Here is a 24,844-nt window from a genome sequence, read left to right as displayed (position 1 = left end):
AACATGAGGATAGTGAATAGAGCCGATTTTCTTGATCTTCCGAAGGGGACAGTATTTTCAAAGTATGAGCCTTGTATTTTTGGCGATCTGGAAATAAAAGGCTCGACGGTCTGCGGCAAGGATTTTTACGTGCAGCAAATTGCTGATGCAGTGGATGCTAACGATTCTGATGAGTTTGGCGATGTTCTCTTTGGTGCTGCGCAAAATGGAACGAGTGTAAAGCTTGACCTTGATTGTGAAGTTCGTGATGGGTTATTTGATGCTGATCAGCTCTTTGCAGTGTGGGAGAAATCTGATGTACTTCAGCTAGTTGAAAGACTGCAAAGAGCTATCAAAGATGCTTACACATAATAGGTGAAATCTTCGCCTTAACCATTTCACCCAATTGGCAGCACCATTGCTGCCAATATGAGCCCACTACCAACCGAACCAACCTCTGTTAATGCTGGTGACACTGTCTCTTGGACAAAGTCACTAGCCGACTATCCTGCTAGCGCAGGATGGCAGCTCACTTACACCCTTATCAACGCAACCCACAAGATTACTGTCGATGCAACGGCATCTGGTGCAGACCATCTCGTACAAGTCACAGCAGCAACCAGTGCGGAGTGGAATGCAGGCACATACGCATGGCAATCGCGCGTCAGCAAGGCAGCAGAAGTCTACACGGTTGATAGCGGCAACATTACTGTCAACCCTTCATTTGCCAGCCAAACTACATTCGACAATCGCAGCCACGCGGTCAAAACGCTTGAAGCGATTGAATCAACTATCGAAGGCCGTGCAAGTAGCGCAGTAGCAGAATATGAGATTGCAGGCCGCAAGCTAAAGTACATCAACCCAGTTGAGTTGCTCAAGCTGCGTGACTTCTACCGCGGCATCGTTCGTCAAGAACAAGCAGCAGAGCGCATCAGTAAAGGCCTGTCCGATCCACGTAAGATTTTTGTGAGATTCGGATCATGAATATCATCAAACGTGCGCTCAATAAACTCATTGCGCCAATTGCACAACGCAAATTTCAAGCAGCCCGCATTGATCGCCTAACAAGCGATTGGCTTACGACCAACGCCAGTATCAATCAAGAGCTGCGTTCTGATTTGGATAAGCTCCGTTCGCGTGGGCGTGATCTCATTAATAACAACGATTATGCACGCAAGTTTCGCGGCATGGTCGAAAACAATATCGTCGGCCCCGAAGGCTTCATGCTCCAAGTGCGCGTCGAAGATTCACCCGGCAAGCCAGATAACTTAGCCAATGCCGCCATCGAAAAAGCATGGCGCGAGTGGTCGTCACAATGCGATATCACAGGCAATCTCAGCTTCCGCGATCTATGCGAAAACCTCGTTGGTGGCCTGCCATCCGATGGTGAGTTCTTAGTGCGCATGGTCATGGGTGCCGATGCCAACAACAAATTCAATTTTGCGCTACAAGTCATCGACGTAGATCGCATCGATACCAATTTCAACTGCGCAGCTACTGCCAACACCAACGCTGTCATCATGGGGGTGGAGGTCAATGCCTATCGTCGTCCAGTTGCCTTGCATCTTTTCGCAGCGCATCCGATGGATGGTGAGCAAAGCAGTCGCCAGCGCGTCAGAGTGGCAATAGACGAATTACTGCACAAATTCAAAGTAGAGCGCGCAGAGCAGTTGCGCGGCATCCCATGGATGGCACCTGGCATGTTATCGCTGCACCACCTCGGTAGTTTCAAGTTGGCGGCCTTACTCGCAGCAGAGCATGGCGCAAACCACTTTGGCTTCTTTACGACACCAGATGGTGGAGCACCAATTGGTGCGATGGAAAACGGGACAGAAAATATCACCACCAGTCAGCCCGGTACATACGATACCTTGCCAGCTGGTGTGACCTTCCAGCCGCATGAAAGCAAATATCCCAATGAAGTATTTGGTCCATTCGTCAAAACAACCTTGCAGCGTATCGCAAGCGGTTGGCGCATTGCCTACCACGCCCTCGCTAATGATCTAGATGGTGTCAATTACTCCAGTATTCGTTCTGGCGTGATTGAAGAACGTGATCGTTGGGCGGCAGATCAAGCGTGGTTTATCACCGCATTTCTCGATCCAGTATACAACGCATGGCTAAAAATGGCCCTCATGTCAGGTGCAATTGTGATGCCTAACGGTAGCCCCTTGCCAGCTGCAAAATATACCAAGTTCCAGGCGCATGAGTGGCAAGGCCGCCGATGGGAATGGGTCGACCCAAAAGGTGATATGGAAGCCAAGATTCTCTCGGTTCGCGCTGGGCTCATTTCACCACAAGTGATCTCTGCTCAAATGGGACAAGACTTCGCGGATACGCTCAACCAAATCAAAGCCGCGCAAGATCTCGCCAAACAACTTGGCATCACGCTTACTGCATACGAGGCAACACCGGGCGCAGTGCAAGCGCATCAAGTCACTACGCCCGCAGAAAATCAGCCAAAAAAATAATTCAAAACTAGTGAAATTTTCGCCTTAAAAATTTCACTAGTTCCGCAGTCCAATAGCACCATGGACAAAACGCAATTACGGGCAGAAATTCAACCGGGCGCAAAACTGCAACGCAGCTTCGTTGTTGAACGTGCGCTGATCGACGATGAGACCCGCACCGTCACATTAGCCTTTGCAAGCGAAACGCCATACGAGCGTTACTGGGGAGTCGAAATCCTCGAATGCACCGCTAATGCGATGCGTCAACAACGCTTGTACTCAGGCGCAAATCTCCTATTAGAACATTGCCCCGACGACGTGGTCGGGGTTATCGAATCTGTTGAAATCGGCGCGGACAGGGTTGCCCGTGCGGTAGTGCGTTTTGGAAAGAGCGCCAAAGCAGAAGAAATCTACCAAGACGTCAAAGACGGTATCCGTCGCAACGTCTCGGTAGGTTACATGATCCACGCAGCGCAACTGGTCGGGACTAAAGATGGGTTGGATACCTATCGCGTCACAGACTGGGAGCCATTCGAAGTTTCCCTCGTATCAATCCCAGCAGACCCCACCGTGGGCGTCGGTCGCAGCATGACCGCGCCAGATGCGGTCACGCCTCCAATCCAAAATGAAAGAGCCAAAATGGACACAGTCACAGAACAAAAAATCGAGGTGCCTGCACAGCGTAATCACGCAGCAGAAATCTCCAAAATCGCAGCAACGATTCCAGGTGGTGCAGAGCTTGCAATGAAATCCATTCAAGCTGGTCACACAGTTGAACAATTCCAAGAATTGGCGATCAAGTCAATTTCCAACAAGCCAGTGCCAACTGCCGATATCGGCATGAGCGATAAAGAAGTGCGCAGCTACAGCGTCATGCGCGTCCTTAATGCACTTGCTAATCCAACTGACGCGAACGCACAGCGTGCAGCGCAATTTGAGCGTGAATGCTCCGACGCGGTTGCCGCCAAAATGGGTAAATCCTCACGTGGTTTGTTTTTGCCATTTGATGTGCAAAAGCGTGACTTAGTGGCAGGTACGCCAACGGCTGGCGGTAATACAGTTGCCACTAATTTGTTGGCAGGTGATTTTATCTCTGCCTTGCGCAATGCCATGGTCTTAACGGGCTTGGGCGTGCGTACCTTGGCGGGTTTAACAGGCCAAGTCGCAATCCCAAAACAAACTGGTGCAGCGACCGCCTACTGGGTCGCTGAAAATACATCGCCGACAGAATCGCAACAAACAATCGGTCAAGTCGCCATGTCGCCAAAAACAGTTGGCGCATTTACTGACATCAGCCGTCGTCTCTTGTTGCAATCTTCAATTGATGTTGAGTCCATGGTGCAAACCGACTTAGCAACTGTCTTAGGTTTGGCAATCCAGCAAGCGGCCATTAATGGTTCGGGTGCGTCTAATCAACCAACAGGTTTGTTGACTGCAATTACCTCGACGGTCATCGGTGGTACCAACGGCTTAGCACCAACCTATCAAAACATTATCGACTTGGAATCGGCTGTAGCGATTGCGAATGCGGATGTTGGTTCGATGGGTTACTTGACCAACGCAAAAATGCGCGGTCGCTTGAAGTCCACGCAAAAATTCTCTGGCACAAACGGTGCGCCAATCTGGGATATGGGTAATACGCCAGTCAACGGCTACCAAGCTGGTATCACGAACGGTGTACCAAGCAATTTGACCAAAGGCACAAGCAACGGGATTTGCTCTGCGATCATCTTCGGTAACTTTGCCGACTTGATCATTGGTATGTGGGGCACGTTAGATCTGATGGTTGATCCTTACACAGGTTCAACAGCTGGCACGGTGCGTGTCGTTGCATTGCAAGATGTCGATATCGCCATCCGCAATGCCGAATCCTTCGCAACCATGGTGGACGCGCTGTAATCATGGCTTTCAACGAAGATCACACCGCATTCTTCACCGACTTCAGCGTGCCAGCCACGCTGGGGGTGGCGACGATTGCCGTGATCTTCGACAAAGCCTACATCGGCGCACTCATGGGGATGGTGGAATCAACTGGTCCTTGTGCATTGGTGATGGATAAAGACATTCCCAATCTCAAGCAAGGTGCATCCATCGTCATTAATGCCAAGACCTATAGCGTCACAGGCGTAGAGCCAGACGGTACGGGTCTCACCACATTGCAGCTAAGGGGCTAAGCATGGCAGATCATTGTCAACAGCAAATCCTCGAAGCCGCGCAAGCAATCCTCATCGCAGCAGCAACCGCAGCGGGGTCGCATGTCTATCTAGACCATGTTGACGAACTACTCGAAGCCGATCTGCCAGCGATTCATGTGGAAGGAGGTGATGAAGATGTCAGCGATGAGACAGTTGGCCATCCAGTGTTTCAGCAGCGCCAATTTAGCTTCTCAACGTCTTGCATCGTATCTGGTGCCGGTTACGGCAAAGCAGCACGCAATTTGGCAGGTCAAATTGAAGCGGCTTTTCTCACGCCCGCACCGCCACTCAACGGCAAAGCAATATCCCTGCGTCTGCGCGGAAGCACCGTCAACAAAGACGGATCAGGCGCCACCGTTTTATTTGAAGTCCGCCAGCAATGGCTAGCAGCTTACTACACCAAGGGCGGCACTCCTGACGCTCTCGCATAAACACTGAACGCAATTTACGTATAAAGGAACCATCATGGCAATTTTTTGGAGTAACGTCGGTATCGACGTACAAACCGGATTAGCAGCAGCAATCCCTATCACAGCAGTCTCAAAAGCGACAACAGCGGTCTGCACCTATAGTGGTGCGACTGCGCCATTAGTGGGTGATTACGTCGTCGTCAAAGCGACAGGTATGTTTGAAATCTCAGATCGTATCTTCCGTGTCGCGAATGTCTTAACAGGTCCAAAGACGTTTGAGTTAGAAGGCGAAGACAGCACGCTGTACAGCACATTCGTTAGTGGCAGCATCCAAGTCATTACCTTTGGCGCATCCATGACAACTGCGCAAAACATCAACGTATCCGGTGGTGAGCCTGAATACGCTGATTTGACTACGATTCATGACAACACACGCAAGCGTGCGCCAACCATCACATCGCCATTGTCATTCGGTATCGATTCGATCTTTGATTTGTCTGATCCGGCATTTATGGAGCTCAACAAGGCATACAAATCCAAAACCATGCGTGCGGTGCGTCTGCGCTTTGGTACGGGTGCAAAGATGCTCTTGACAGGTTATGCATCAGCAGCGGGTGTGCCAACAGGTCAAGCGCAAGGCGTGGTGCAAACCAAGCTCACGATCGAAGCGCAAAACGTCCCAACGGTTTACGCATCTTAATTTTCCAGCGGTAGCCATTTCCCTCTCGGTTGTGTTCGCACGCTGAGAGGGTCTTTTTAAAACTACTTCACAACCATAACAACTCAATAGGCCAACCATGTTCCAAATCGATCCATCCCCAAAATTTTGGGCACAAGCCGCCATCAGCGTACCAGGTCAAAAAGACCCCGCAATGATTGACGTGCAATACAACCACTTAGATGCCGATGAATTAAAAGTTTTTCAGACGCAAACCATTGTTGAGAAAGAGCCAATCGATGCCCTGATGGAAATCATCAACGATTGGAAAGGCGCAAGCGAAGAATTTAACAAACAAAGTCTCGCCAAAGTCTTAAAGAACTACCCAGCAAGTGGTCGTCAGTTTTATGACGCCTACATTAAAGAACTGCTGGGCGTAAAAACAAAAAACTAAAAGCCTGCGTCCGCGCCATGGTGCGCGGCGTTCCCAAAGTCGACGACACCATGTTCAGTCGGCTAGGCATCAAAGGGAATATGCAGGCGCTTTTTGTAGAGCAAAAAGAGTCGGGGCAATGGGTGCTTGCAGAAAACTGGCTCAGTTTAAATGTGTTTTTTGATCTTCAAACGCAATGGCGCGTCGGTATTAATGGCCCCACAGGTTTGGATTATCAAGCAGTAAAAACCGTATTCGAACTCAACTGCATTCCCAAAAAGCGATGGACAAATCTGTTCAAAGACATTCGCACAATGGAAGCAGCGTGGCTCGAAGAGCGAAACAAACTCAAGCAAGAACAAGGTGAACGATGAGCGAAGCCAAGATTAAACTAAGAGTCGACGGAGCCGGTAGTGCCAAGTCCGATATTCAATCGGTTGCCGACACGTTTGACTCGCTTGGCGATTCTGCAAAGGGCGCATTAGGCGGTTTAGCCGCTGGCTTATCAGCGGGTGCATTAGCGACTTGGGTTAAGGGCGCAATCGATGCTGCCGATAACCTCAATGATCTCAGCAAATCCACGTCCATCGCGGTCGAGCAATTAGCAGGTTTGGATTTGGCAGCCCGCCAGTCGGGCGGCAATCTCGATAGCATCGCACAGTCGATCAACAAGCTATCTGTCAACATCGGCAAAGATGCAGACAAGTTCGCAAAAATCGGCATCACTGCCAAAGAACCGCTTGAGGCATTCAAGCAACTTGCCGATGTCTACAACTCAATCCAAGACCCGCAGCAAAAAGCCGCATTCGGTGCAGAGGCATTAGGCAAGGCATGGCAGGGCGCTGCGCCTTTGCTTGCAGAGGGTGGCGACGCTATCGGTGAGATGGTCGAGAAGGGTACTAAGCTCTCTGGCATGACCCAAGACTTTGCCGATAGTTCCGATGCCTTTAATGACAGCTTGGCAGAGATGCAAACGGCATTGGGCGGGGCGGCAGCGCGGCTAGGTGCAGATTTGCTCCCGCTACTCAATGAAGTCACAACCAGCCTTTCCGACACTTCGCAAGAGGCTGCGGATGCTGCGGTTGCATTTAATCCTATCACTGAGACTTTTCGAGCATTGATTGTCATCGGTGGCAATATTGCTTATGTCTTCAAAGGTGTCGGTACCGAGTTAGGTGGTGTCGCAGCGCAAATTAGCGCTTTATCGACTGGTGAATGGAAGCAAGCGATCGCCATTGGCGAAGCAATGAAAGAAGACGCTGCCAAAGCGCGCGAAACTTTCGATCAGTGGGAAGCCCGCATTATGAATGTGGGCAAGGTCGCCAAACAAACAGCTAAAGAAGTTGCTGAGTTGCCAGCGACACAGCCCGGGCAAAAGTCTAATGGTAAGCCATCCTCCGATGCGATCTCAGGTTTTATCGGTGCTGGTGATGGTCTTGGCAAAGCTGAGGCTGAGCGTGCGATCAAGGCTCGCACATCATTTATCGCGGCATTAGAAAAAGAGCGTCAAACCTTAGGTAAAACAACAGAACAAAACAAACTTTACGAAGCGTCATTGCTTGGAATTAAAGGTCGCCAGCTTGATTTGGTCAAGGCCAAGCTAGTTGATATCGAAGCCCAAAAATCGCTCATCAAAGAGACAGAGCGTTGGGATGGTATCGCCAAAAGCATGGCAGACGAGCAAAAAAAGTACATGGATGCCATGTACAACAATATTGATTCGCTCAAATCCCAAGTCGATGCCCAGCAAGAATACAACGACAACTTAGGCCTAAGCAAAGAAGCCTTAGCCGAGCTCGCAGCTACCAAGCTAGAAGATACTGCAGCGGGCAAAGAGCGCAATGCGCAAATGCTGGAAGAGATCGGCATCGATACGCGGCAAATCGCGATCTTGCGCGAAGAGGCAGAAGAGCTGCGCAAGCTTGCCAATCTCAAACGTGAAGGAAGTAAAAAAGAACAAACCATTGAGCGTGATGGTCAGCTAGCAGAGCAAGCCAAGCGCGATTTTGAAAAGTTACAAGATGAATCGCAAAAATTCACAGATAGTTTATACGAAGGTTTAAGTGACTCCTTGTTCCGTGGTTTTGAAGATGGCAAAGGCTTTGGCGTATCCATGCGCGATAGCATTGTTAACCTATTCAAAACCAATGCAATCAAGATCACTGCGCAGGTTATCACAACCGGCATTTTAGGCTTTGGAGCAGTAGGGCCAGCAAGTGCAGGTCAATCGGGCAATATCTTAGGTGATCCAACAAGTCTAATCTCTGCGGGTAAATCACTGTATGAGGGCTTTACTGCAGCGGGTACGCTCGGGAATGGATTTCTAGGTTCATTGGCGGGTGGCTTGCAAGGTGCTGGTGCAGGCAGTGGTTTGACGTCGTCGCTTGGACTTTCAATCGGTAACAGTATTCAATCCACGCTGGGAACTAGCATTTCTAGTACCTTGTCATCGGGGTTATCGTCTATCGCTACGGCCATGCCGTATGCGGCCGCAGCAGCTGCTGCATTAGCGATCTCCAAGAACGTCAACGGTGATTATCGACTAGGTGGGCTTTCAGCAAATCAGGGTGCCTTATTAGGGTTCGCCCCACGCCTATTCGGCATGAAAGAGAAAGAGCTAGGCGGTCAAACTGTCACGGGCACGCTCGGTACCGACAACCTCATGCGCAACCAATCATGGACGCAAGACGGTGGATTATTCCGTTCTAGTCGTTCTGGCGTGTGGTCATACGGACTAAAAGACTCAACAGCAATCCAAGACGGCAAGGCCTACACCGATGCAGCCAGCCTGCAAAGTGATAAAGCGTTGCTGACGATGCTAAACGACACGTATGCGTCGGTTAAAGCAGTGTCTGCGGATTATGCCAAAGCACTTGGCTTAAATGCCGATTCAATTGCTTCACGTGCTGATGCGCTCAGCCTCACGCTGGGTAAAACACAAGAAGAAACGCAAGCAGCGATTCAAAAAACCTTCGGCACAATTGCCGATTCAATCGCTGCCGATCTGCTGCCAGCGGTGCAAGAGTTAGCCAAAGAGAACGAGACGGCATCCGTTACACTGGCACGCGTTGCACTCAGCTTTGGCACAGTCAATCAAGCATTTGGTGATCTCGGTCTCAAGCTTTATGACATTGGTACCGCGGGGTATAGCGCAGCGGCTAACTTTACTGAGTTGGTCGGTGGTATCGATGCGTTTAAAAATGTCACATCGTCTTACTACCAAAATTTCTACACGCAAGAAGAGCGCAACGCCAATGTCATCAAGTCGCTCACAGCAGAACTAGAAAAACAAAATCTCGTGTTGCCAAGCTCACGTGATGGGTATCGTGCGCTAGTCGAAGAGGTAAGCAAAACGGGTTCACCAGAGCAGCTGGCGTCCTTGTTCAAGTTGAGTGATGCATTTGCCAGTGTCTTTGATGGCGTAGATTCGCTGTCGACAGGATTGCCGATTTTTATGAATTCTGCGATGTCGGTAGCTACGGCACTCGATGGCCAATACCTTGCGCAACGTCGCATTGAATCAGCCGCAATCGCTGCAACCCAAGCACTGGAAGCCCAAGCCAAGGCAACGCAAGAAGCCGCCAGAATCGAAGCGCAAAAAGCGTATGACGATAATCTGCAAGGCCGTTTGCGCTCTGGCAGAGTTGGCGACATCATGTCGGATAACTATGGTTTAAATCCGATTGATATGTCGACGTATGTATCGGCAGGTCAATTTAATGCCGCTGGGTTTAACTCTCAGATCATTCGCCAACGCGCAAAACTAGCGATTGATTTGGCTAACCAAGCCAGTGCCGATGCAATCAATGTAGAAGACATTACTAGCGTTTTATCGAGCTTGTTCGATTTCACAAAAGATCGTGAATTCGAAAACGAACTACGTCGTTCCTTGCCAGCCAATGCGCGTAACCAAGTCAGTGAGACAGTTGGATACGTGTTTTCTGACTTCATCGACGCAAGTATTGCCGGCATACGTCTAGATCAATACACCTCGCGCGGCAAGGGCATTACGTCGATCATCGCAGCGCAAGAAGATTTGCAATTTCAAACAGATCTGCAGTCAGCGTATCGACGCAGTTTAAGCTCAGCAAATGAAATGCTGCGGCTTGGCATCGTTACGCAAGATCAATATGCCACTGCATTGGCTGATGCAAACGCGATTTTAAAAGACAACGTCAAATCGCAAGATTTACTCAACGAGGCAATCAAACAAGCAGGTATCGACAGTATCGGTTTTTACTTTGATCAGATCGGCTTATCAGTTGAACGCTTGAACGCAGCTGCGGAAAAAGCAGCAGAGCCCTTGGCGCTGGTGACCTCTGCTATTGGTCGTTTTACCTCAGTCAGTGATGTATTTAGTCTATCTGCCAATGCAGCGGGTGGTGATGCTAATGCCGAATTGGTAGCGCAATCCGCAAAGATCGCTGCGCAAGTGTTGACGACGCAATCCGCTGCCCAAGCGGCAAAAGAATTGGCAGAAAAAGCCGCATTCAGTGGTGCATCATCGACGCAATTGCGCGATTATTCATTGTTGATTGAGGGCGTCAAGCAGTTTGATCCAAACTCGTTTGAAGCTGGCTTCTTGCGTATCTCTGATGCGCTCAACAAAGGCACTATCGATCAAGCGCAGTATCAAGACTTGTTTAGTGTCAGTCTAGATATGTTCAAGGGTGTCGAGTCTGAGAGTAGCTTACTTGCAAAAACAATGGGTACCTTGCGCGAATCGATGACAAGCTTTGCCGATAGCTTGTTGATCGATAAGTCGAAAACCACGCTGTCAGATGCTGCGCGTATGCAAGAAGTCATGCGCCAATATGATCAGGCAAAGATCGGTGCAATGGCGGGTGATGCCAATGCGATTAGCCAATTTCAAAGTCTAGGCGCTCAGCTGGCATCAAGAGAAAACTACTCAAGCCGTGCAGAAGCAAATTACGGCTTTAGCCGTGTGCTTGCAGACTCGCAATTGTTGAGCCGTTATGCAGAGCGTGATGCAAGCGCTCCGCAAGTGGCGGCAATTAAAGAACTAGAAAAGACGATCAGCGATCGCTTTGATAAACAGTTTTCGATCATGCGTTCGCAACTGTTGGAATTGCAAGGTGCAAGAACAGAAGCTGCGCGTAAAAACTTGCCAACCACAGGGGTGACAGCATGATTGTGACTGAGATCAATCAAGTGTCGCTTTCAGACATTATCGCAACTAACGCGGTCGATTACACCGATGTGTACGACGCTGGAACGACGTATCCAGTGGGCGGTCTGCGCGGCTTTGCCGGAATCGTCTATTCCTCGCTGCAAGCATCTAATGTGGGGCATCAACCAGATACTAGCCCCACATGGTGGAAGCAAGCGGATTTCGATCTGACTTTTGACTATCCAAAAGATGTGCTCACGATTGATGCGGGTTATATCTACATATCAATGCAAACACCCAATATTGGTAAAGCCCCCGCTGATAATCCAGCGTACTGGTCAAAAGTAGAAGCTGCCAATCGCTATGCCATGTTTGATGGCGAATCCAACACTGTGACCTCGCGCGCAGAGAATTTAACCGTCTCGTTCAACTCAAAATTCGTCAACTCGATCACACTCATCAAGATGCGTGCCAAGACTGGCAACATCAAAGTCAAAAAAGGCGCGCTAGTGATTTTTGATAAAACCTACGATTTCGCAAATCACTCGGTGATCCAAACGATTGAAGAATATTGCTTCGCAGAGCGTCAGTTGCGCAAGGCATTGTCTGAGTTAAATGTGCCTGTAGCCGGTTCGGTGATCGTCGAAATCACACTTGATTATCCAGGTGATGTTGTTGAGCTTGGCGTATGTGCGGTTGGTAAAAAGTTAGATGTCGGCCCTGAGCTAACAGGTCTCACGTTAGCGCCCATCGATTACTCGCAAGTGACCAAAGACAAAGATGGATTGATCCACATTGACTATGAATTCACCGTCAACGAGTTTCAGACGCAAGCGATCTTCAAGATTGATCGCTGGGATTACATCGCCGAAAAACTGCTAGCGATTCTAGGTCGCCCTTGCATCGTGATCGGTGGGGATGGTCAAAAGGATTCACTCATTCTATATGCCCGCATCAAGTACCGAATGCTCTGGAAGCATCAACGTGATTGCGAGATTTCAATTGACGTAACAGGACTAATCTAATGACAACAGTGATCCCAAATCCACCAGCAAATCCGGTGCCTTATACACCGGATTTCGAAACGCAAATGACAGATTGGCTGGGCTGGCTGACAGAAAACGCCTCTAAATTTGGCGATGTTTCCGAAGAGATGAATGCTGCGCTCAATGCGTCATTGCTAGGTGTTACATCAAGCAGCACTACTAGTTTGACGATCACAGCTGTTGGCACGTCAAAATCTTTGACGGTAGCTGCTGGTAAGGGCTATGCCGTTGGCATGCTAATTAACGTCGCTAGTACAGCAAATCCAAATAACTATATGAAGCTGCGTATTACTGAATTTAACAGTAGTACAGGTGCGCTAGTCGGGGCTGTTCAAGGCTTCGGTGGTAGTGGTACGTTTGCAAATTGGTCTGTGTTCTTTGATGTAGCTGATTTTCAGAAAATCACAATCACAACGGGCGAGGTAGTAGCTGCTGGCAATCTACTTGCAGAAGATGACTCGGGTAATAGTCAATCTGTAGCAGCTATCACAACCGCAATCATCCAAGCAGTCACGGCGACATCAGTGTGTGCTGTTAAGCTTGCGAGTAATAATGTTGCTGTGTTTTGGTCGGTTGCTGGTAACAATATCTATATGGTGGTAGTAGACCGAGCCGGTGCGACGGTAGTTGCGCCAATAATAGTATCAAGCAACAATCAGAGTAGCGGGCAAGTCCGTGCTGCTACGTTGTCAAATGGTAACATCGTGTTTGTATTTGCTGCGCTGACTACAGGGTACTCAACTTTTAAGATTGTGTCTCCAACCGGGGCGCAGGTAGTGGCTGAGACAGTAATCGAGGCCGCAAACGCTGAGACTCGTCCAGCAGTTGACGCGTTGACCGGTGGAGGTTTTGCAGTAGTTTACGCAATTTCCGCAGGCACTAAATACGCCTTATATACAAATACTGGTGTGGTTGCAAAAAACCCAACCGCGACTGGTACCACGGCAACTGTCGCATTGGATGTGTGCGAGCAACCTACGTCTGGTGGATTCATTATTGTAAGCCTAGGTACATCATCGTTAGCTAGACATTATAACGGAGCAGGTGACTATGCTAATGATGTTGCGATTCCTGCTGTGAGCGGGCAAAAAATTGCTGCGAGCGGTAGTACAGTCGCTTCAGCCTATTTAGCGTCAAACCGTTTAAGTTTAAGTATTTCAGCTCACAATTCAACCACAACTATTAATGGATACAACGCTGGCAATAACATACAGTACATTACTCCAACAGAGCCACAAAACTCAGGTAGCGCTTTGCAGATGGCTTCGCTTGAGGTTCTTGGCGACGGTACTTATTTAGGTGTTTTTGCGCCAAACAGTGCATCGTCTGAGTACCCGCGTTGGGTGCGTTTCGATGTGTCTGGTCGAGTACATGATTCGGGCATCTTGTTTGATGAGCTGGTTACTGCAAATTCTTACGGGCTGATCAACATCATACCGTCCGGTCAAAACGGTTTCTCACTGGTTTGGCGAGCGTCAAACAGCAACATCAAATTCGCGCATATCAAGTCGGGCAATGTCATCGGCATTTCTGATGGCCAAGACGGCACAAATACACGTTACAAATCAAACGGAGCAGTCACGTTGGCGAACACAAATCGTCTCAATGTTGGCGGTAGCAAAGTCAATTTCTCGCGCCAAGGTGCAAAGGTGGTGATTTAATGAAACATTATTTAATAGAGTCTTCGAGTCAATTGGCTATCTGGTGCGGTGATGATGCGCCAATTCTGTCGGAATCTTTTGCGCAATGTGGCGACGAATTATTTCTGTGCTACTCGTCTTCAAATAGCTATGTTTTACAAGCCAGCGAAATAGCTAACTTTGCCCAGCGAAAATATAAAGTCCAAGGTGGTGTGCTGATCGTTGACCCCGCGTGGGTTGAGCCAGTAATTGATCTTGCACCACTCAAAGCTGCGAAAAATAAGCAAATCAACGAATGGCGTTTGCATGCGAATGAGACCAGCTTTACGTATGAGGGGCATCACATAGCAGCGGATCTCATGTCAAAGATCGACATCATTGTCACGAATGGTGAGATCACAAATCAAGGCGCAATGCCTGTGAACTGGGTCGGTGGTTGGAAAACTATGGTCAATTCCGTCTATGTGGAAATTCCTGACGTCGACACATGGAAGCAATTTCACAGCGCCTTGTTTAACCAAGGATTAACCAATTTTACGCATGCGCAAATGCTGAAAGCGCAACTCGAAGCAGCAACGACAGAAGCTCAGATTAACGCTATTACATGGTGATAAAAATGCGCAAACTACTCTTGCACGGACTAACTCAAATGTTTATCTCGTTTGACCAATTGCTGAACGTGTGGCTGTTCCCTTTCTCTTGGAACACGTGGGCAGATGAGACTTTCTCCAGTCGTTGCGGTCGTTTGCAGCATCGCTATCCATACAAGGTGTTTGGTTTTGTTGTCGACGTTTTGTTTTACTTTCAAAACAACGATTTAGAACATTGTCGACGTGCATATGAAAAAGAAAAAACGCGGTACCAGATGCCGCCAGAAATGCGTCAATAAACCTCATTTTAGAAAGGGATAGCAATGCCAGACTTAGATAAAAACGAACGCAAAGAGCTCATCAAAGAAGCAATTACCGAGTGGTTAGATAAACAGTTTGCCACGTTCGGCAAGTGGGCTTTTGCGAGTCTGTTTTCTGTCGGTCTTGCTGCTTTTCTCTATTTTGTATTAATCAACAGTGGGTGGAAAAAATGATTAAAAATTTCTTTACACGCAAACGCACTTGGGGCGTTTGGGGTATTCCGGTGGTAGTGATCGCGCTACTGTTTTGGACAGATCCAGATCGAGGGGGCTCAACGCGCGATATGCTCATGAACTTTATTACAGTCGGTATCGCATTTACGGCCGCCCATTTCTTACGAAAATTTGTCTTCGATTACATCAAGTTATCGGACCACGTTAAAGAAGCCAAAAACGGCAACATCGCATCAGCGATTATCGTGCTGGCTGTCACGATATTTATCTGCGTGGCTGCGCTGATCTTTTCAACTCGCGCCCATGCGCAAGACGTGCGAACCTACGTCCCTGCAGCCGCTGAGCGATACTGCCCGATGCTGCAAGATCAGCGATCGCAACTCTGGCAAGGTCACCCAATGCCAGCTGCGCTGTGCAGCCTAGTAGAGCAAGAGAGCTGTATTGATCTTAAACATAGCAAGTGCTGGTCACCAGTGTCACGCCTAAAAACGGATCGAGAAGAGGGCGCAGGCTTCGGGCAAATCACTCGCGCATACAATAAAGACGGATCGATCCGATTCGACGCACTAGCAGCAACCAAGCTGCTCGATGCTGGGCTAAGTGAGTGGTCATGGTCTAACGTCTACCAACGGCCAGATTTGCAGCTGCGCGCCATCGTCGTGATCAACCGCGATTGCTATATGCGCTTGTCGCGCTTGGTCAAAGAGCCAAGTGAGGTCTTGCGTATGTGTGATGCAGCATACAACGGTGGCTATGCTGGCATGCAATCAGAGCGCCGCGCATGCGGTCAACGCCCGGGCTGCGATCCGCAAAAGTGGGTTGGCAATGTCGAACACGTCTGCTTAAAGTCAAAGGTGCGGTGGAAAGGTTATGGCCAGTCCGCTTGCGAAATCAATCGCGAACACGTCTTTAATGTGTTCGACGTTCGGTACCAAAAATACGTGCGCTTCGTCCAGGTGAAAACATGAGCATTCCAACAGAATTTAAATTCGTGATCGCAGTCGCATTAGCCGGTGCAGCTTATTGGGCAACGACCTTGCCAGAGCATTACAGACAGCAAGGCCGCATGGAGGAACGAAGCAAGGCCAAGGCGGTATCAAGCGCAGCGGTCGAAGAAAAAGAGCGCGAATTTAAGCAGATCGCATCCGATCTAAAAACCGAAAGAGAAAATCATGCAAAAACAAAAATCGAATTTGATGCAAAGTTTAATAAGTATGTCGCTGATGTTCGCGCTGGTCGCGTTGCAGGGCTGCGCATCGCCCGAAGTGGTCTATGTCCCGCTAGAACAGAAGAAACAGCCCGAACCAGCGGAAATGAAGAAGAAAAGACCGTTAGACTCCCAAGAGCTGTTGAGGAAGGTCTTCTCAGATTCGCTCACGACCGAGACCAAGTGATTAAGGACTTCGAGTCGTTTAAACAGGAAGTCCGGTTGGCTGGGTGTTTTGCTGATTAGTTTCTATATATGTTGGAAAAAATCCCAATTCCTTTTTAGCCAATCAATAATGTGTGTTTGGCTTCGTAAATAGTCGGGCGCTTGTCGTTGGACTATGCGTTCAGTTCGTTTGGCAAATGACACCATGCTTGCCAAGTCACGTTCTTTACAGCAATCAATGGCAAACTTATTGCAAAAGTAGAGCATTTCATACCATTCATGGCGATTGAGCAAAACATTGTCTGGTGTGCCACGAAGATTAGGGTTATCACCGGTTGCAGCACCTGGTGGATAATTGAATTGAAGATCATCTTTTGTTAGTGGCCCAAGGCGCGGATCAAGAATTTGTGACATCTTTGCACTCCTTTAAAGTTAAATGCGTGATAATTTTAAACACCATTTTCTTGATTGGCATACAAAGTGAAATAAATTTTTAATTATTTTATTGAAACAGATTATTCCAAAAAAATCCTTTATAATCTCCGTTTTACTGAATGCATATACAGTATTATGAGATCATGAAATGCTACATGCTAGAAATGCGCGAGCGGGGTATTGCGAGGCCGAAAGGGCGCTTATTTGATCGCTACCATCCAGCAAACATTGGCATCCTGAGTCTGCGCGAAACAACATCAAGCCAGCTGCATCGAATGTCGCGTAGAGCTGAGTTCAAGCTTGGCAATTGCACGGCTTATCTTCTCGATGCGCAGATACTTTGGATTGACGGTAGCCGATTTGTTCTGACCGGATTTGAACAAGTGACGACGCCCGAGGGCGTTGCTGAATATGCTCAGTCTTGGTTAATTATTACAGGCGATGCACCAAAAGGGCAGGAGGGGAGGTAGTTTATTTGCTCCGCTATTACGAACGGTGCAAATCCTTGGCTTTAACTTGTGTATAGCGTGCTAGCATTTTCCAATCGCGGTGGCCAGATAGTAAGGCAACTTGCTCAATTGAGTATTTTTGCTCAAAGAAACGGCTAACTCCCTCGTGTCGTAGATCGTGAAAGCGCAAGTCTTTGATGTCAAGTGCGTTGCATGCGCGGGGGAAAAGGCTGCTCACGGTCCCTTCGGTAATGGGGAAGATTCGATCATTGGTCTTTGGCTGGCGCATCGCTATGTCATAAGCAGCTCCCAACAGTGGCACTTCTTGATCGTTTCCTTCTTTTTCAGTGGGGTGTTTTCGGTTTCTAATGATAATGGTTTTGTCGGTAGGATTGATGTCGTCCCATTGTAGACGTAGGATTTCTCCGAGACGCATGGCGGTGGCGATCGCAAATAGGATGAGATCTTCCATGGGCACTTTTTGTCGGCGCTTGGTCGTGAAATAGAGACAGATATCGTCGATCTCTTTTTGTGTTGGTCTGCGCTCTCGGTGTTTGCTTTTCGCAGATATCCCAAGATACTTTAGACTGCCGCGAGCGGTTGTGGTAATTGTGTTATCTACTGGTAAGCGCCAAAGCTCTTTTGCGGTGCGCAGCACTACGCCTAGGTACGCAAGCTCAACAGCAATTGTGGACCCGCTCACTGTTTTTGCGCGTTGCGTGACCCAGTCGATCAAGCAATCAGCAGTCAGTTCAGCAACGGTTAATTCGCCATGCGTCTTTATCCAGGTGTCGAGTGATAGTGTTTTAGAGCGGCGAAATGGTGCGATCTCGCCAATTTCTTTTTTGTATCGATTTATTAGTTCTTTGACAGTAATTCCAGTGAGCCCGCGCGCGTCTTTAAATTCAAGCGCATCCATTTGCGCCTCGACCTCCCGCGCCCACACTTGCGCCTTTCCTTTGGTCGGAAACGATTTACTGATAGACTTATGCCCTTTGCGGCGAATGTCTGCAACCCATGACCCATTTCTTAATCGTATCGATGCCATTTTAGCCTTTGAAAAATCCGTAATAAATCCGTAGCGCGTCGCTAAAATAGCATAAGTTTGATTAAGTTTAAATAAGATTCAGCGTTAAATAAATGAGCATCACCATAGACAAAAGCCCCTCAATACCACGCAGAACAATTTCCGTAGCTCCCATGATGGATTGGTCTGATCGCCATTGTCGTCTGTTTCATCGCTATATTTCTCGTCATACTTGGTTGTATACCGAGATGGTAACGACTGGCGCAATTTTATATGGTGATCTAGGACGTCATTTAGATTTCAACGAGGAAGAGCATCCCGTCGCTTTACAGCTAGGTGGTAGCGAACCAGCGGATTTGGCAAGTGCTGCGAAGCGTGGACAGGAGTGGGGCTACGATGAAATTAATTTAAATTGTGGCTGTCCATCTGAGCGCGTACAAAAAGGTGCATTTGGTGCTTGTTTGATGGCCGAGCCGCAGTTGGTTGCTGATTGTGTCAAAGCTATGCGTGACGTGGTTGATATCGATGTCACCGTGAAGCACCGAATTGGCATTGATCAAGTTGACTCGTATGATTTTGTTCGTGATTTTGTTGGGCAAGTGGCCGATGCCGGCTGTAAAACGTTTATCGTGCATGCACGAAACGCGATTCTTAAAGGCCTATCACCAAAAGAAAATCGTGAAGTGCCACCGTTGAAATATGACTACGCTTACCAATTAAAGAAAGATTTTCCTACTCTGGAAATCATTATCAATGGCGGTATCAAAACGGTAGAAGAGATTGATACACATCTATTGCATGTCGATGGCGTGATGTTGGGGCGTGAGGCTTACCATAACCCTTATGTCATGAATAGTTTTGATCAACGATATTACGGCGATCAAGCTTCATCGCGTTCACGTGAACAAGTTGTGTTAGCCATGATCCCATATATCTCTGAACAGCTAAGCAAACATGGTGATGGCGGAAAAGGTCTGAAGTTAAATAGTATTACGCGACACATGTTAGGTCTGACATTTGGTTTGATCGGTGCGCGCGCGTTTCGCCAAACCTTGTCCGATTCCAAAAAACTTGCCGATGGAAATCCGCAATTGTTGATGGAAGCTTTGCTTAAAGTGAAGGACGCTAATCCGGATTTGTTGGTCTAATTTACTTAGCAATTTGGTCGTTCTACTTCCAATATTGGTGAAAAATTTACAGGTGCAATGCCTGTAAATTCACCCACACTCGGCAGTGCTGATATTTCATAATTGATTTAATTCTGTATTTGCTTAGTTAGCTAGCATCATTCAAGCGCGCTCGGAATAGTCCGGCAATTAAGTCAGATTGCGTGACGATGCCGACTAGTTTTGCTTGTTCGTCGATAATTGGAATGTGATGCATGCCAGCATCTGACAGCATAGGTACCAAAAACGCAATGTGGGTATCGATACCGGCAGTTAATACAGAAGTAGTCATAATCTGCCCAACAACTTGTGGGCGACCCGAACTTAGTTCTGTTGTGCTTTGAATTAATTGCCTTAGCTTGATTTCATAATCTTGATACACATCGAGATTCGCGTGCTTCATAAAATCGATCAGCGTCAGAATCCCAATCACCTTTTGGGTATCATCGACCACCGGCAGTGCTTTAATTTTATGCTTGCGTAAAAGTTGCCATGCTTCTTCCAATGGTGTCTCATACGTGATTCTCACGATATCGCGAGACATAATGTCAGCGCAGGTCATAGCTTGAAAGCGACGTTGATAACTGTGCATTTCAGCCTGCCGAAATAACTTTTCTAGATTATCGCGATTGATATCTAGCACTTCATTAAATTGGTTGATAGCGAAATCTAAGTCTTCTGATTTAAATCCTAAGCGCTCACCCGGTGCTAGATCGTTTGTCTTGTGAAGATTTTTCGCTTCGGTATGAAGATGAGGATAGCGATGTTTTGTTAGGTTGTTGAAAATCAAGGCCATGATGAGTAACACCACCGAGTTCAAAGCCACAGGCGAAATGATATAAAGAAAGCCTTGTGCTTGAATACTAGGTCCGCCTAAGACGGCAGATAAAGCGATGGCTCCACCAGGAGGATGCAGACTGTTACTCGCAAACATCGCTGCCGTCGCTAATGCAACCGCGATGGCCGCTGCAAATGGAGTATTTCCTAATACGCTGGCGCAGCCAACGCCGACCGCGGCTGAAATGGTGTTACCTAGCAGAATAGACCAAGGTTGAGCGAGTGGGCTAGATGGAAGCGCAAAAAGAAGTACCGCAGATGCACCCATCGGCGTAATCAAAAAAGGCAGTTCACTGCCATCTCCTAAAGTTTGATGGCTGATCAATCCTGTTATTAATATTCCTAATAAAGCGCCACAACTTGCACGTATTCGCTCGATCAAATTAATTTGAATTGAAGCGGGAACAATAGATGTGAACATGTGCCTGATGCGCATAAATAGCATAGAAAAATTCATATTAGTCTCGCGCGCTATCCGCTTCAAACACGCGTCCGAGCACCTGCTTCAAGTGGCCAACTTGATCTTGATGAAGTTCTGCAATCTGATTGACTAACTGATCTCCCTTTTTTGTGAGTTGGATTTCAACTCGGCGTTTGTCGATTTGGCTGACTCGACGTGTAAGTAAGCCTGCTTTTTCACATCGATTCACCAGTGTTACCACGCCGTGATGATGAGACTGAAGTCGCTCAGCGAGTTCGCTAATGCTGGCCCAGTCTCGTCCTGGATAGCCTTTTATTTGTAATAACAATAAATACTGCAGCACCGTAATTCCATGCTGCTGTGTTATCTCTTCACTAAATCTCAAAAAAATTCTTAGCTGGTAACGAAAGTCGGCTAGTTGCTCGAAGTCGTATTTGTTCAGTTTTTTCTGCATCTTCGCGCTTTGCTTTTCCATGAATGAATTTTTATGATGATTTTGTTTGTGATCGGTTAGTCGTGATTTTTCTTGTGCTAAAACAATATTTGAAGGGGCTGGAATGCTATTTTATATCATGCTGTGATATAAAAAACTAAGATGTTGGAATCTGATTCAAGTTAGTTTTGGCGCTAGCCTGATATTTTGTGTGCTGTCGATATCAATTTTGGAGTAGGGCACATCGATGCACCTTGTTTCAAATAAACAAGTTAAGTAAATCAAATGAAAAAATTTCCAATTCATCCCAAGAATCCAGAGCGAATTTGTTGGGGATGCGATCTGTATTGCCCAGCGAACTCGATGGCATGTGGAAATGGCTCGGATCGCACAGCGCATCCTGTCGAATTGTTTGGTGAGAATTGGTCAGATTGGGAGCCTAGTCGTCCTGAACAAGTTATCAAGTTAGTGCCCAAGCATGAAATTGATTCCTAGCGAAGGCGTATGGTGTCGAGAAAACGCCTTATGTATCGTATTCATGAAAGTCGTAAGAATTTGTAATAAATGGATTCGACTTAGCGCAGAATCATTATAGTCACCATGTTTGTTGAGTTTGTTGTAATCCTAATCTCGATAGGATGTTAGCCCGCTGAATTTGAGCGGGCTTTTTTTGTCCTTTGTTAGGAATGTTACTAGCCCTATAAAACGGAAAGTATTTGCCTGAATTGGTAATTTCTCGTATAATGCGAGGCTCACTTGATAGCGATGCTATTAAATGATTCAGTGGTGGTCGTAGCTCAGTTGGTAGAGTCCAGGATTGTGATTCCTGTTGTCGTGGGTTCGAGCCCCATCGTCCACCCCACAGAATATGTAGTAAAAACAAAGGGTTACAAGTTTATGCTTGTGACCCTTTTTGTTTTTTCGGAATAGCATTTAAATGCGCATATTTGTCAATGCTACATTGTATTGTTTGATGATGAATGCTCACTCGTATTGGTACTCTTCCTCGCATTCCAAAGTCATATATTGGTCATAAATCTTTAGTAAGATAGCGTAACTGCTGTACACACAACCGATATGTGTGACGGTAGCTAGGTTGGTACTACCCGGATTCTCCGGGTAGTTCACCACCTCAAATTTCTATTTCGACAGTATCAAAACTCCTACCACCTCAGGTAATTCTACCTCGTCTTTGCTTGCGGTTAGGCTATGCTCGATATATAGTCAATTTTTTCCTCTTCGGAACGCTTGATTATGCGCAAACTAAAAATTATTTTGTTCAGTGGTCTTTTTATGTGTTTGACGACGTCAACGCTTGTTTATGCGCAAATGTTTGCCGACACGACTAATCAACCAAACTCAGAGCCTGCGCAAGAAGTGCAACACAGTGGCTTGAATTTGATCGGTAAGGTGATGAATTCCCAAGCACAGTTCCTCGATGAACAATTGGCATTTGGTTTGCTGCGTAAGCATCGTTATGTTTTTATTGGTGAAAAACATGATAATCCTGCGCACCATGAGTTAGAGCGACGTTTTATTCAAGAGCGATTTGCGGATGCGAGTAGGAGCAATCAGGGGCGAGTGGTATTTGAAATGCTGGATAATAGCCATGAAGCTGCGATTCGCCAGCTGCAAGCGGCGACTAGTCTAGATCAAATGAAGCAAATCTTGAATTGGCCAGAGAAGGGTAGCTGGGATTGGCGGATTTATGGTTCCACTTTTCATGAAGCATCAAAACGATCGGCACTGGCTTTCGGTAATATCGATAGGGCGTTCATCAGTGCTGTGTACAAAAATGGTGAGAAAAATTTTGTGGGTGTGGATCGATTTTCTACTGCGCTCAATCCACCAGACTTCTTGAAGAACTATTTACTCGATCAAATTTTTTCTTCGCATTGTGGCATGCAAAGCCGCGAAACTTTGACGCCTATGTTGTATATTCAACTGGCAAAAGATGCCAGCATGGCGACTGCGATGTTGCAAACGGACGCTGCGATGCTAATCGCAGGTGGAGAACATGTGCGTGCGGAAACTGGAGCGCCTTGGCATCTACGTAAAAAAAATCCGCAAGCAGATGTACTCGTTATTCAATTGATTGAAGTGCAAGCAGATTCTATCGATCTTGATACTTATATCAAGAAGGCAGGTAAGGCCGATCTCTATTGGTTTACTGCAGCAACAGAAAGTAAAGATTATTGTGCAGGAGTGAAAGGCAAAGCTGCTCAGTAAGACACTTAGAAAAATATGCTCTGCATAAAATTTTCAGAACTGCATCTTCACTACTTATCTAGTGCAACTCTTCGAAAAATAAAAAATGGCGCTCAATAAATTGAATTGAGCGCCATTTTTTTGCTTTGTACTTGATCAATGTCGACCAAGCTTGCAAGAACTAGCGAATCAAATTCGCTAATCCCGTGCTTAATTTACGCGACGTTCAAATGTCATTTGTTCGATTTCAACGCGGCGATTTGGTTCTAAGCATTTGATCAAATCAGCACGTTTTTTGTTATTGCAGGTCACTACTGGATTTGCTTCACCCTTACCAACTGCATTCAAGCGATTTGCAGAAACACCTGCATTCACCAAATAGTCACGCACTGCGGTAGCGCGTTTTTCAGACAATTTTTGATTGTATTTATCTGAACCTAAGCGATCAGTAAAGCCGCTGATCACCACGTTTGACACAGATGGAGATGCTTTTAAAGCAGTTGCGATTTCATCCAATTTTGCTTGTGTTGGAGCTAATACGGCACTGTCAAAAGCGAATAATTCGGTTGATGATAAAGTGTATTTTTCAAATTTTGGTGCTGGTGGCGGTGGTGCAACTGGTGCTGGAGCAGGTTCTGCCACTGGCGCCGGAGCAGGTACTGGTGCAGCCACAGGTGCTGGTTTTGCTACCTTATCAAAGAAATAGTTCAAACCTACAGACGCATAGGTAGTGTAAGCACGATTAAAATTGTACTCATTGCCGCTTACGTAAGCCATGTTGCGACGAACATCTGCTTGGAATGTTAATTGTTCTGTGAGTGCAGCTTGTAAGCCAATACCAGCGCCGAGGAATGGGGAACTCTTGGATTTGGTTTTCAATGCATTCGACAATTTGTCATGCTGTCCACCAACACTAAACAACAAGAATGGGCGAACTGCTTCACGAGACTGCAAATACAGTGCATCAACGCTTAACAAGTTTTGCGTGTATTTGGTGCCAGCTTGTTTGGTGCGTGCCGCAATACCACCTAACTGCAGATCCCAGCTTGGGTTGATCATTTTGCCGAAACGCAGTCCTAAACCTTGACCATCTTTAGTCAAACCAAAACCATTGTCTGTATTGGTGTAGTTCAGACTTGGTGCTACATACCAAGATGGATTGGCTTCTACAGTTTGTGCTACTGCTGGGATAGCGCAAGCACTGCCGATTAAAGTGATAGCTAAAGCGATTTTTTTCATCTGTCTTCCTTTACGATTAGTTAAGTTTATCTTTGTGTGTGCATGCTTGTATAAGCAGCCTACGCAATACAAAAATTTGAAGTTGCGAATTGTATAGGATTTTAAGTTGGCGGATCGTCAAACATTGTTAAAGCTTCGATAATGACTTTAGATTAATCAAGTGTTTTCTCTGCAAAAATTTGGTATCCTGCGGCACCCATTCTCATCATACGCCCATTTCACAAAGTCATT

26 protein-coding genes and 1 tRNA gene are annotated in these 24,844 nt (G+C 47.1%); 22 read left to right on the top strand and 5 right to left on the bottom strand.

The genetic code is table 11. The features are described from left to right. The first annotated feature begins 3 nt into the window (after window positions 1–3). The 17 genes from IE103_RS02155 (at window position 4) to IE103_RS02075 (ending at window position 16,479) form a co-directional block, all read left to right on the top strand. A complete protein-coding gene (locus tag IE103_RS02155; RefSeq protein WP_189344360.1) occupies window positions 4–351 on the top strand; it encodes a hypothetical protein in 348 nt (115 codons plus the stop codon). A 57-nt stretch (window positions 352–408) separates the two neighbouring features. Next, window positions 409–963: a hypothetical protein gene (locus tag IE103_RS02150; RefSeq protein ID WP_189344359.1), complete on the top strand. Its 555-nt coding sequence runs from the start codon at window positions 409–411 to the stop codon at window positions 961–963. Next, complete coding sequence (locus IE103_RS02145; protein ID WP_189344358.1) at window positions 960–2,450, top strand: phage portal protein; 1,491 nt, start codon at window positions 960–962, stop codon at window positions 2,448–2,450. Before IE103_RS02150 ends, IE103_RS02145 begins: the two co-directional genes overlap by 4 nt. 60 nt (window positions 2,451–2,510) lie before the next feature. After that, window positions 2,511–4,328 carry a phage major capsid protein gene (locus IE103_RS02140; protein ID WP_189344357.1) on the top strand — a complete coding sequence of 606 codons (1,818 nt, stop codon included), beginning with the start codon at window positions 2,511–2,513 and terminating at the stop codon, window positions 4,326–4,328. Between the two features lie 2 nt (window positions 4,329–4,330). After that, the gene (locus tag IE103_RS02135; RefSeq protein WP_189344356.1) at window positions 4,331–4,603 is read left to right on the top strand and encodes a head-tail joining protein; all 273 of its coding nucleotides are present in this window, start codon (window positions 4,331–4,333) and stop codon (window positions 4,601–4,603) included. Window positions 4,604–4,605: 2 nt separating this feature from the next. Continuing rightward, window positions 4,606–5,055, top strand: coding sequence for a hypothetical protein (locus tag IE103_RS02130; protein ID WP_189344355.1), 450 nt, complete (start codon window positions 4,606–4,608; stop codon window positions 5,053–5,055). A 34-nt stretch (window positions 5,056–5,089) separates the two neighbouring features. Then, complete coding sequence (locus IE103_RS02125; protein WP_189344354.1) at window positions 5,090–5,734, top strand: phage tail tube protein; 645 nt, start codon at window positions 5,090–5,092, stop codon at window positions 5,732–5,734. Between the two features lie 97 nt (window positions 5,735–5,831). Beyond that, window positions 5,832–6,146: a phage tail assembly chaperone gene (locus tag IE103_RS02120; RefSeq protein WP_189344353.1), complete on the top strand. Its 315-nt coding sequence runs from the start codon at window positions 5,832–5,834 to the stop codon at window positions 6,144–6,146. Between the two features lie 17 nt (window positions 6,147–6,163). After that, entirely contained in the window at window positions 6,164–6,499 is a 336-nt protein-coding gene (locus IE103_RS02115; protein WP_189344352.1) for a DUF1799 domain-containing protein, read from the top strand. Further along, on the top strand, window positions 6,496–11,277 hold the full coding sequence (locus tag IE103_RS02110; RefSeq protein ID WP_189344351.1) for a hypothetical protein: 4,782 nt from the start codon (window positions 6,496–6,498) through the stop codon (window positions 11,275–11,277). The genes IE103_RS02115 and IE103_RS02110 overlap by 4 nt, the downstream gene beginning before the upstream one ends. Beyond that, on the top strand, window positions 11,274–12,281 hold the full coding sequence (locus IE103_RS02105) for a hypothetical protein (RefSeq protein WP_189344350.1): 1,008 nt from the start codon (window positions 11,274–11,276) through the stop codon (window positions 12,279–12,281). Before IE103_RS02110 ends, IE103_RS02105 begins: the two co-directional genes overlap by 4 nt. Next, window positions 12,281–13,963, top strand: coding sequence for a hypothetical protein (locus tag IE103_RS02100; protein WP_189344349.1), 1,683 nt, complete (start codon window positions 12,281–12,283; stop codon window positions 13,961–13,963). Before IE103_RS02105 ends, IE103_RS02100 begins: the two co-directional genes overlap by 1 nt. Beyond that, a complete protein-coding gene (locus tag IE103_RS02095) occupies window positions 13,963–14,553 on the top strand; it encodes a DUF4376 domain-containing protein (protein ID WP_189344348.1) in 591 nt (196 codons plus the stop codon). The genes IE103_RS02100 and IE103_RS02095 overlap by 1 nt, the downstream gene beginning before the upstream one ends. 5 nt (window positions 14,554–14,558) lie before the next feature. Beyond that, complete coding sequence (locus tag IE103_RS02090; protein ID WP_189344347.1) at window positions 14,559–14,831, top strand: pseudouridine synthase; 273 nt, start codon at window positions 14,559–14,561, stop codon at window positions 14,829–14,831. A gap of 24 nt (window positions 14,832–14,855) precedes the next feature. Then, the gene (locus tag IE103_RS02085; protein ID WP_189344346.1) at window positions 14,856–15,026 is read left to right on the top strand and encodes a hypothetical protein; all 171 of its coding nucleotides are present in this window, start codon (window positions 14,856–14,858) and stop codon (window positions 15,024–15,026) included. Then, window positions 15,023–15,994 (top strand): lysozyme family protein, encoded by a 972-nt coding sequence (locus IE103_RS02080; protein ID WP_189344345.1) that lies wholly within the window; start codon window positions 15,023–15,025, stop codon window positions 15,992–15,994. Before IE103_RS02085 ends, IE103_RS02080 begins: the two co-directional genes overlap by 4 nt. Continuing rightward, window positions 15,991–16,479 carry a hypothetical protein gene (locus tag IE103_RS02075; RefSeq protein ID WP_189344344.1) on the top strand — a complete coding sequence of 163 codons (489 nt, stop codon included), beginning with the start codon at window positions 15,991–15,993 and terminating at the stop codon, window positions 16,477–16,479. The genes IE103_RS02080 and IE103_RS02075 overlap by 4 nt, the downstream gene beginning before the upstream one ends. Window positions 16,480–16,482: 3 nt before the next feature. Here the strand turns inward: IE103_RS02075 and IE103_RS02070 are convergent, their stop codons facing one another. Then, on the bottom strand, window positions 16,483–16,812 hold the full coding sequence (locus IE103_RS02070) for a hypothetical protein (protein WP_189344343.1): 330 nt from the start codon (window positions 16,810–16,812) through the stop codon (window positions 16,483–16,485). A gap of 176 nt (window positions 16,813–16,988) precedes the next feature. Here IE103_RS02070 and IE103_RS02065 point away from each other — a divergent pair, with 176 nt between their 5' ends. Continuing rightward, window positions 16,989–17,303 carry a hypothetical protein gene (locus IE103_RS02065; protein ID WP_189344342.1) on the top strand — a complete coding sequence of 105 codons (315 nt, stop codon included), beginning with the start codon at window positions 16,989–16,991 and terminating at the stop codon, window positions 17,301–17,303. Between the two features lie 16 nt (window positions 17,304–17,319). Here IE103_RS02065 and IE103_RS02060 read toward each other — a convergent pair whose 3' ends face one another. Then, window positions 17,320–18,330: a tyrosine-type recombinase/integrase gene (locus tag IE103_RS02060; RefSeq protein WP_189344341.1), complete on the bottom strand. Its 1,011-nt coding sequence runs from the start codon at window positions 18,328–18,330 to the stop codon at window positions 17,320–17,322. A 92-nt stretch (window positions 18,331–18,422) separates the two neighbouring features. Between IE103_RS02060 and dusA the strand changes: the two genes are divergently transcribed. Continuing rightward, window positions 18,423–19,457, top strand: coding sequence for a tRNA dihydrouridine(20/20a) synthase DusA (gene dusA / locus IE103_RS02055; protein ID WP_189344340.1), 1,035 nt, complete (start codon window positions 18,423–18,425; stop codon window positions 19,455–19,457). A gap of 127 nt (window positions 19,458–19,584) precedes the next feature. Here the strand turns inward: dusA and IE103_RS02050 are convergent, their stop codons facing one another. Together IE103_RS02050 and IE103_RS02045 are read right to left on the bottom strand one after the other, a co-directional pair. After that, window positions 19,585–20,733 carry an HPP family protein gene (locus tag IE103_RS02050; protein WP_229827014.1) on the bottom strand — a complete coding sequence of 383 codons (1,149 nt, stop codon included), beginning with the start codon at window positions 20,731–20,733 and terminating at the stop codon, window positions 19,585–19,587. 37 nt (window positions 20,734–20,770) lie between these two features. Beyond that, window positions 20,771–21,208 carry a MarR family winged helix-turn-helix transcriptional regulator gene (locus IE103_RS02045; protein ID WP_229827013.1) on the bottom strand — a complete coding sequence of 146 codons (438 nt, stop codon included), beginning with the start codon at window positions 21,206–21,208 and terminating at the stop codon, window positions 20,771–20,773. A 243-nt stretch (window positions 21,209–21,451) separates the two neighbouring features. Between IE103_RS02045 and IE103_RS02040 the strand changes: the two genes are divergently transcribed. From IE103_RS02040 to IE103_RS02030, 3 genes are all read left to right on the top strand, one after another. Further along, window positions 21,452–21,661, top strand: a complete 210-nt coding sequence (locus tag IE103_RS02040; RefSeq protein WP_189344339.1) for a DUF3079 domain-containing protein — start codon at window positions 21,452–21,454, stop codon at window positions 21,659–21,661. Window positions 21,662–21,952: 291 nt separating this feature from the next. Beyond that, a tRNA-His gene (locus IE103_RS02035) sits at window positions 21,953–22,028 on the top strand. Between the two features lie 392 nt (window positions 22,029–22,420). Continuing rightward, on the top strand, window positions 22,421–23,395 hold the full coding sequence (locus tag IE103_RS02030) for a ChaN family lipoprotein (RefSeq protein WP_189344338.1): 975 nt from the start codon (window positions 22,421–22,423) through the stop codon (window positions 23,393–23,395). A 189-nt stretch (window positions 23,396–23,584) separates the two neighbouring features. Here IE103_RS02030 and IE103_RS02025 read toward each other — a convergent pair whose 3' ends face one another. Continuing rightward, window positions 23,585–24,613, bottom strand: coding sequence for an OmpA family protein (locus IE103_RS02025; RefSeq protein WP_189344337.1), 1,029 nt, complete (start codon window positions 24,611–24,613; stop codon window positions 23,585–23,587). Window positions 24,614–24,844 lie beyond the last annotated feature (231 nt).

Origin of the sequence: Affinundibacterium macrobrachii, from assembly GCF_014652415.1 — a bacterium.
In the GTDB taxonomy this organism is placed as follows: Bacteria; Pseudomonadota; Gammaproteobacteria; order Burkholderiales; family Burkholderiaceae_D; genus Undibacterium; species Undibacterium macrobrachii.
Note: the sequence above shows the minus strand (reverse complement) of the source record. Positions and strands in the feature narration are given on the sequence as shown.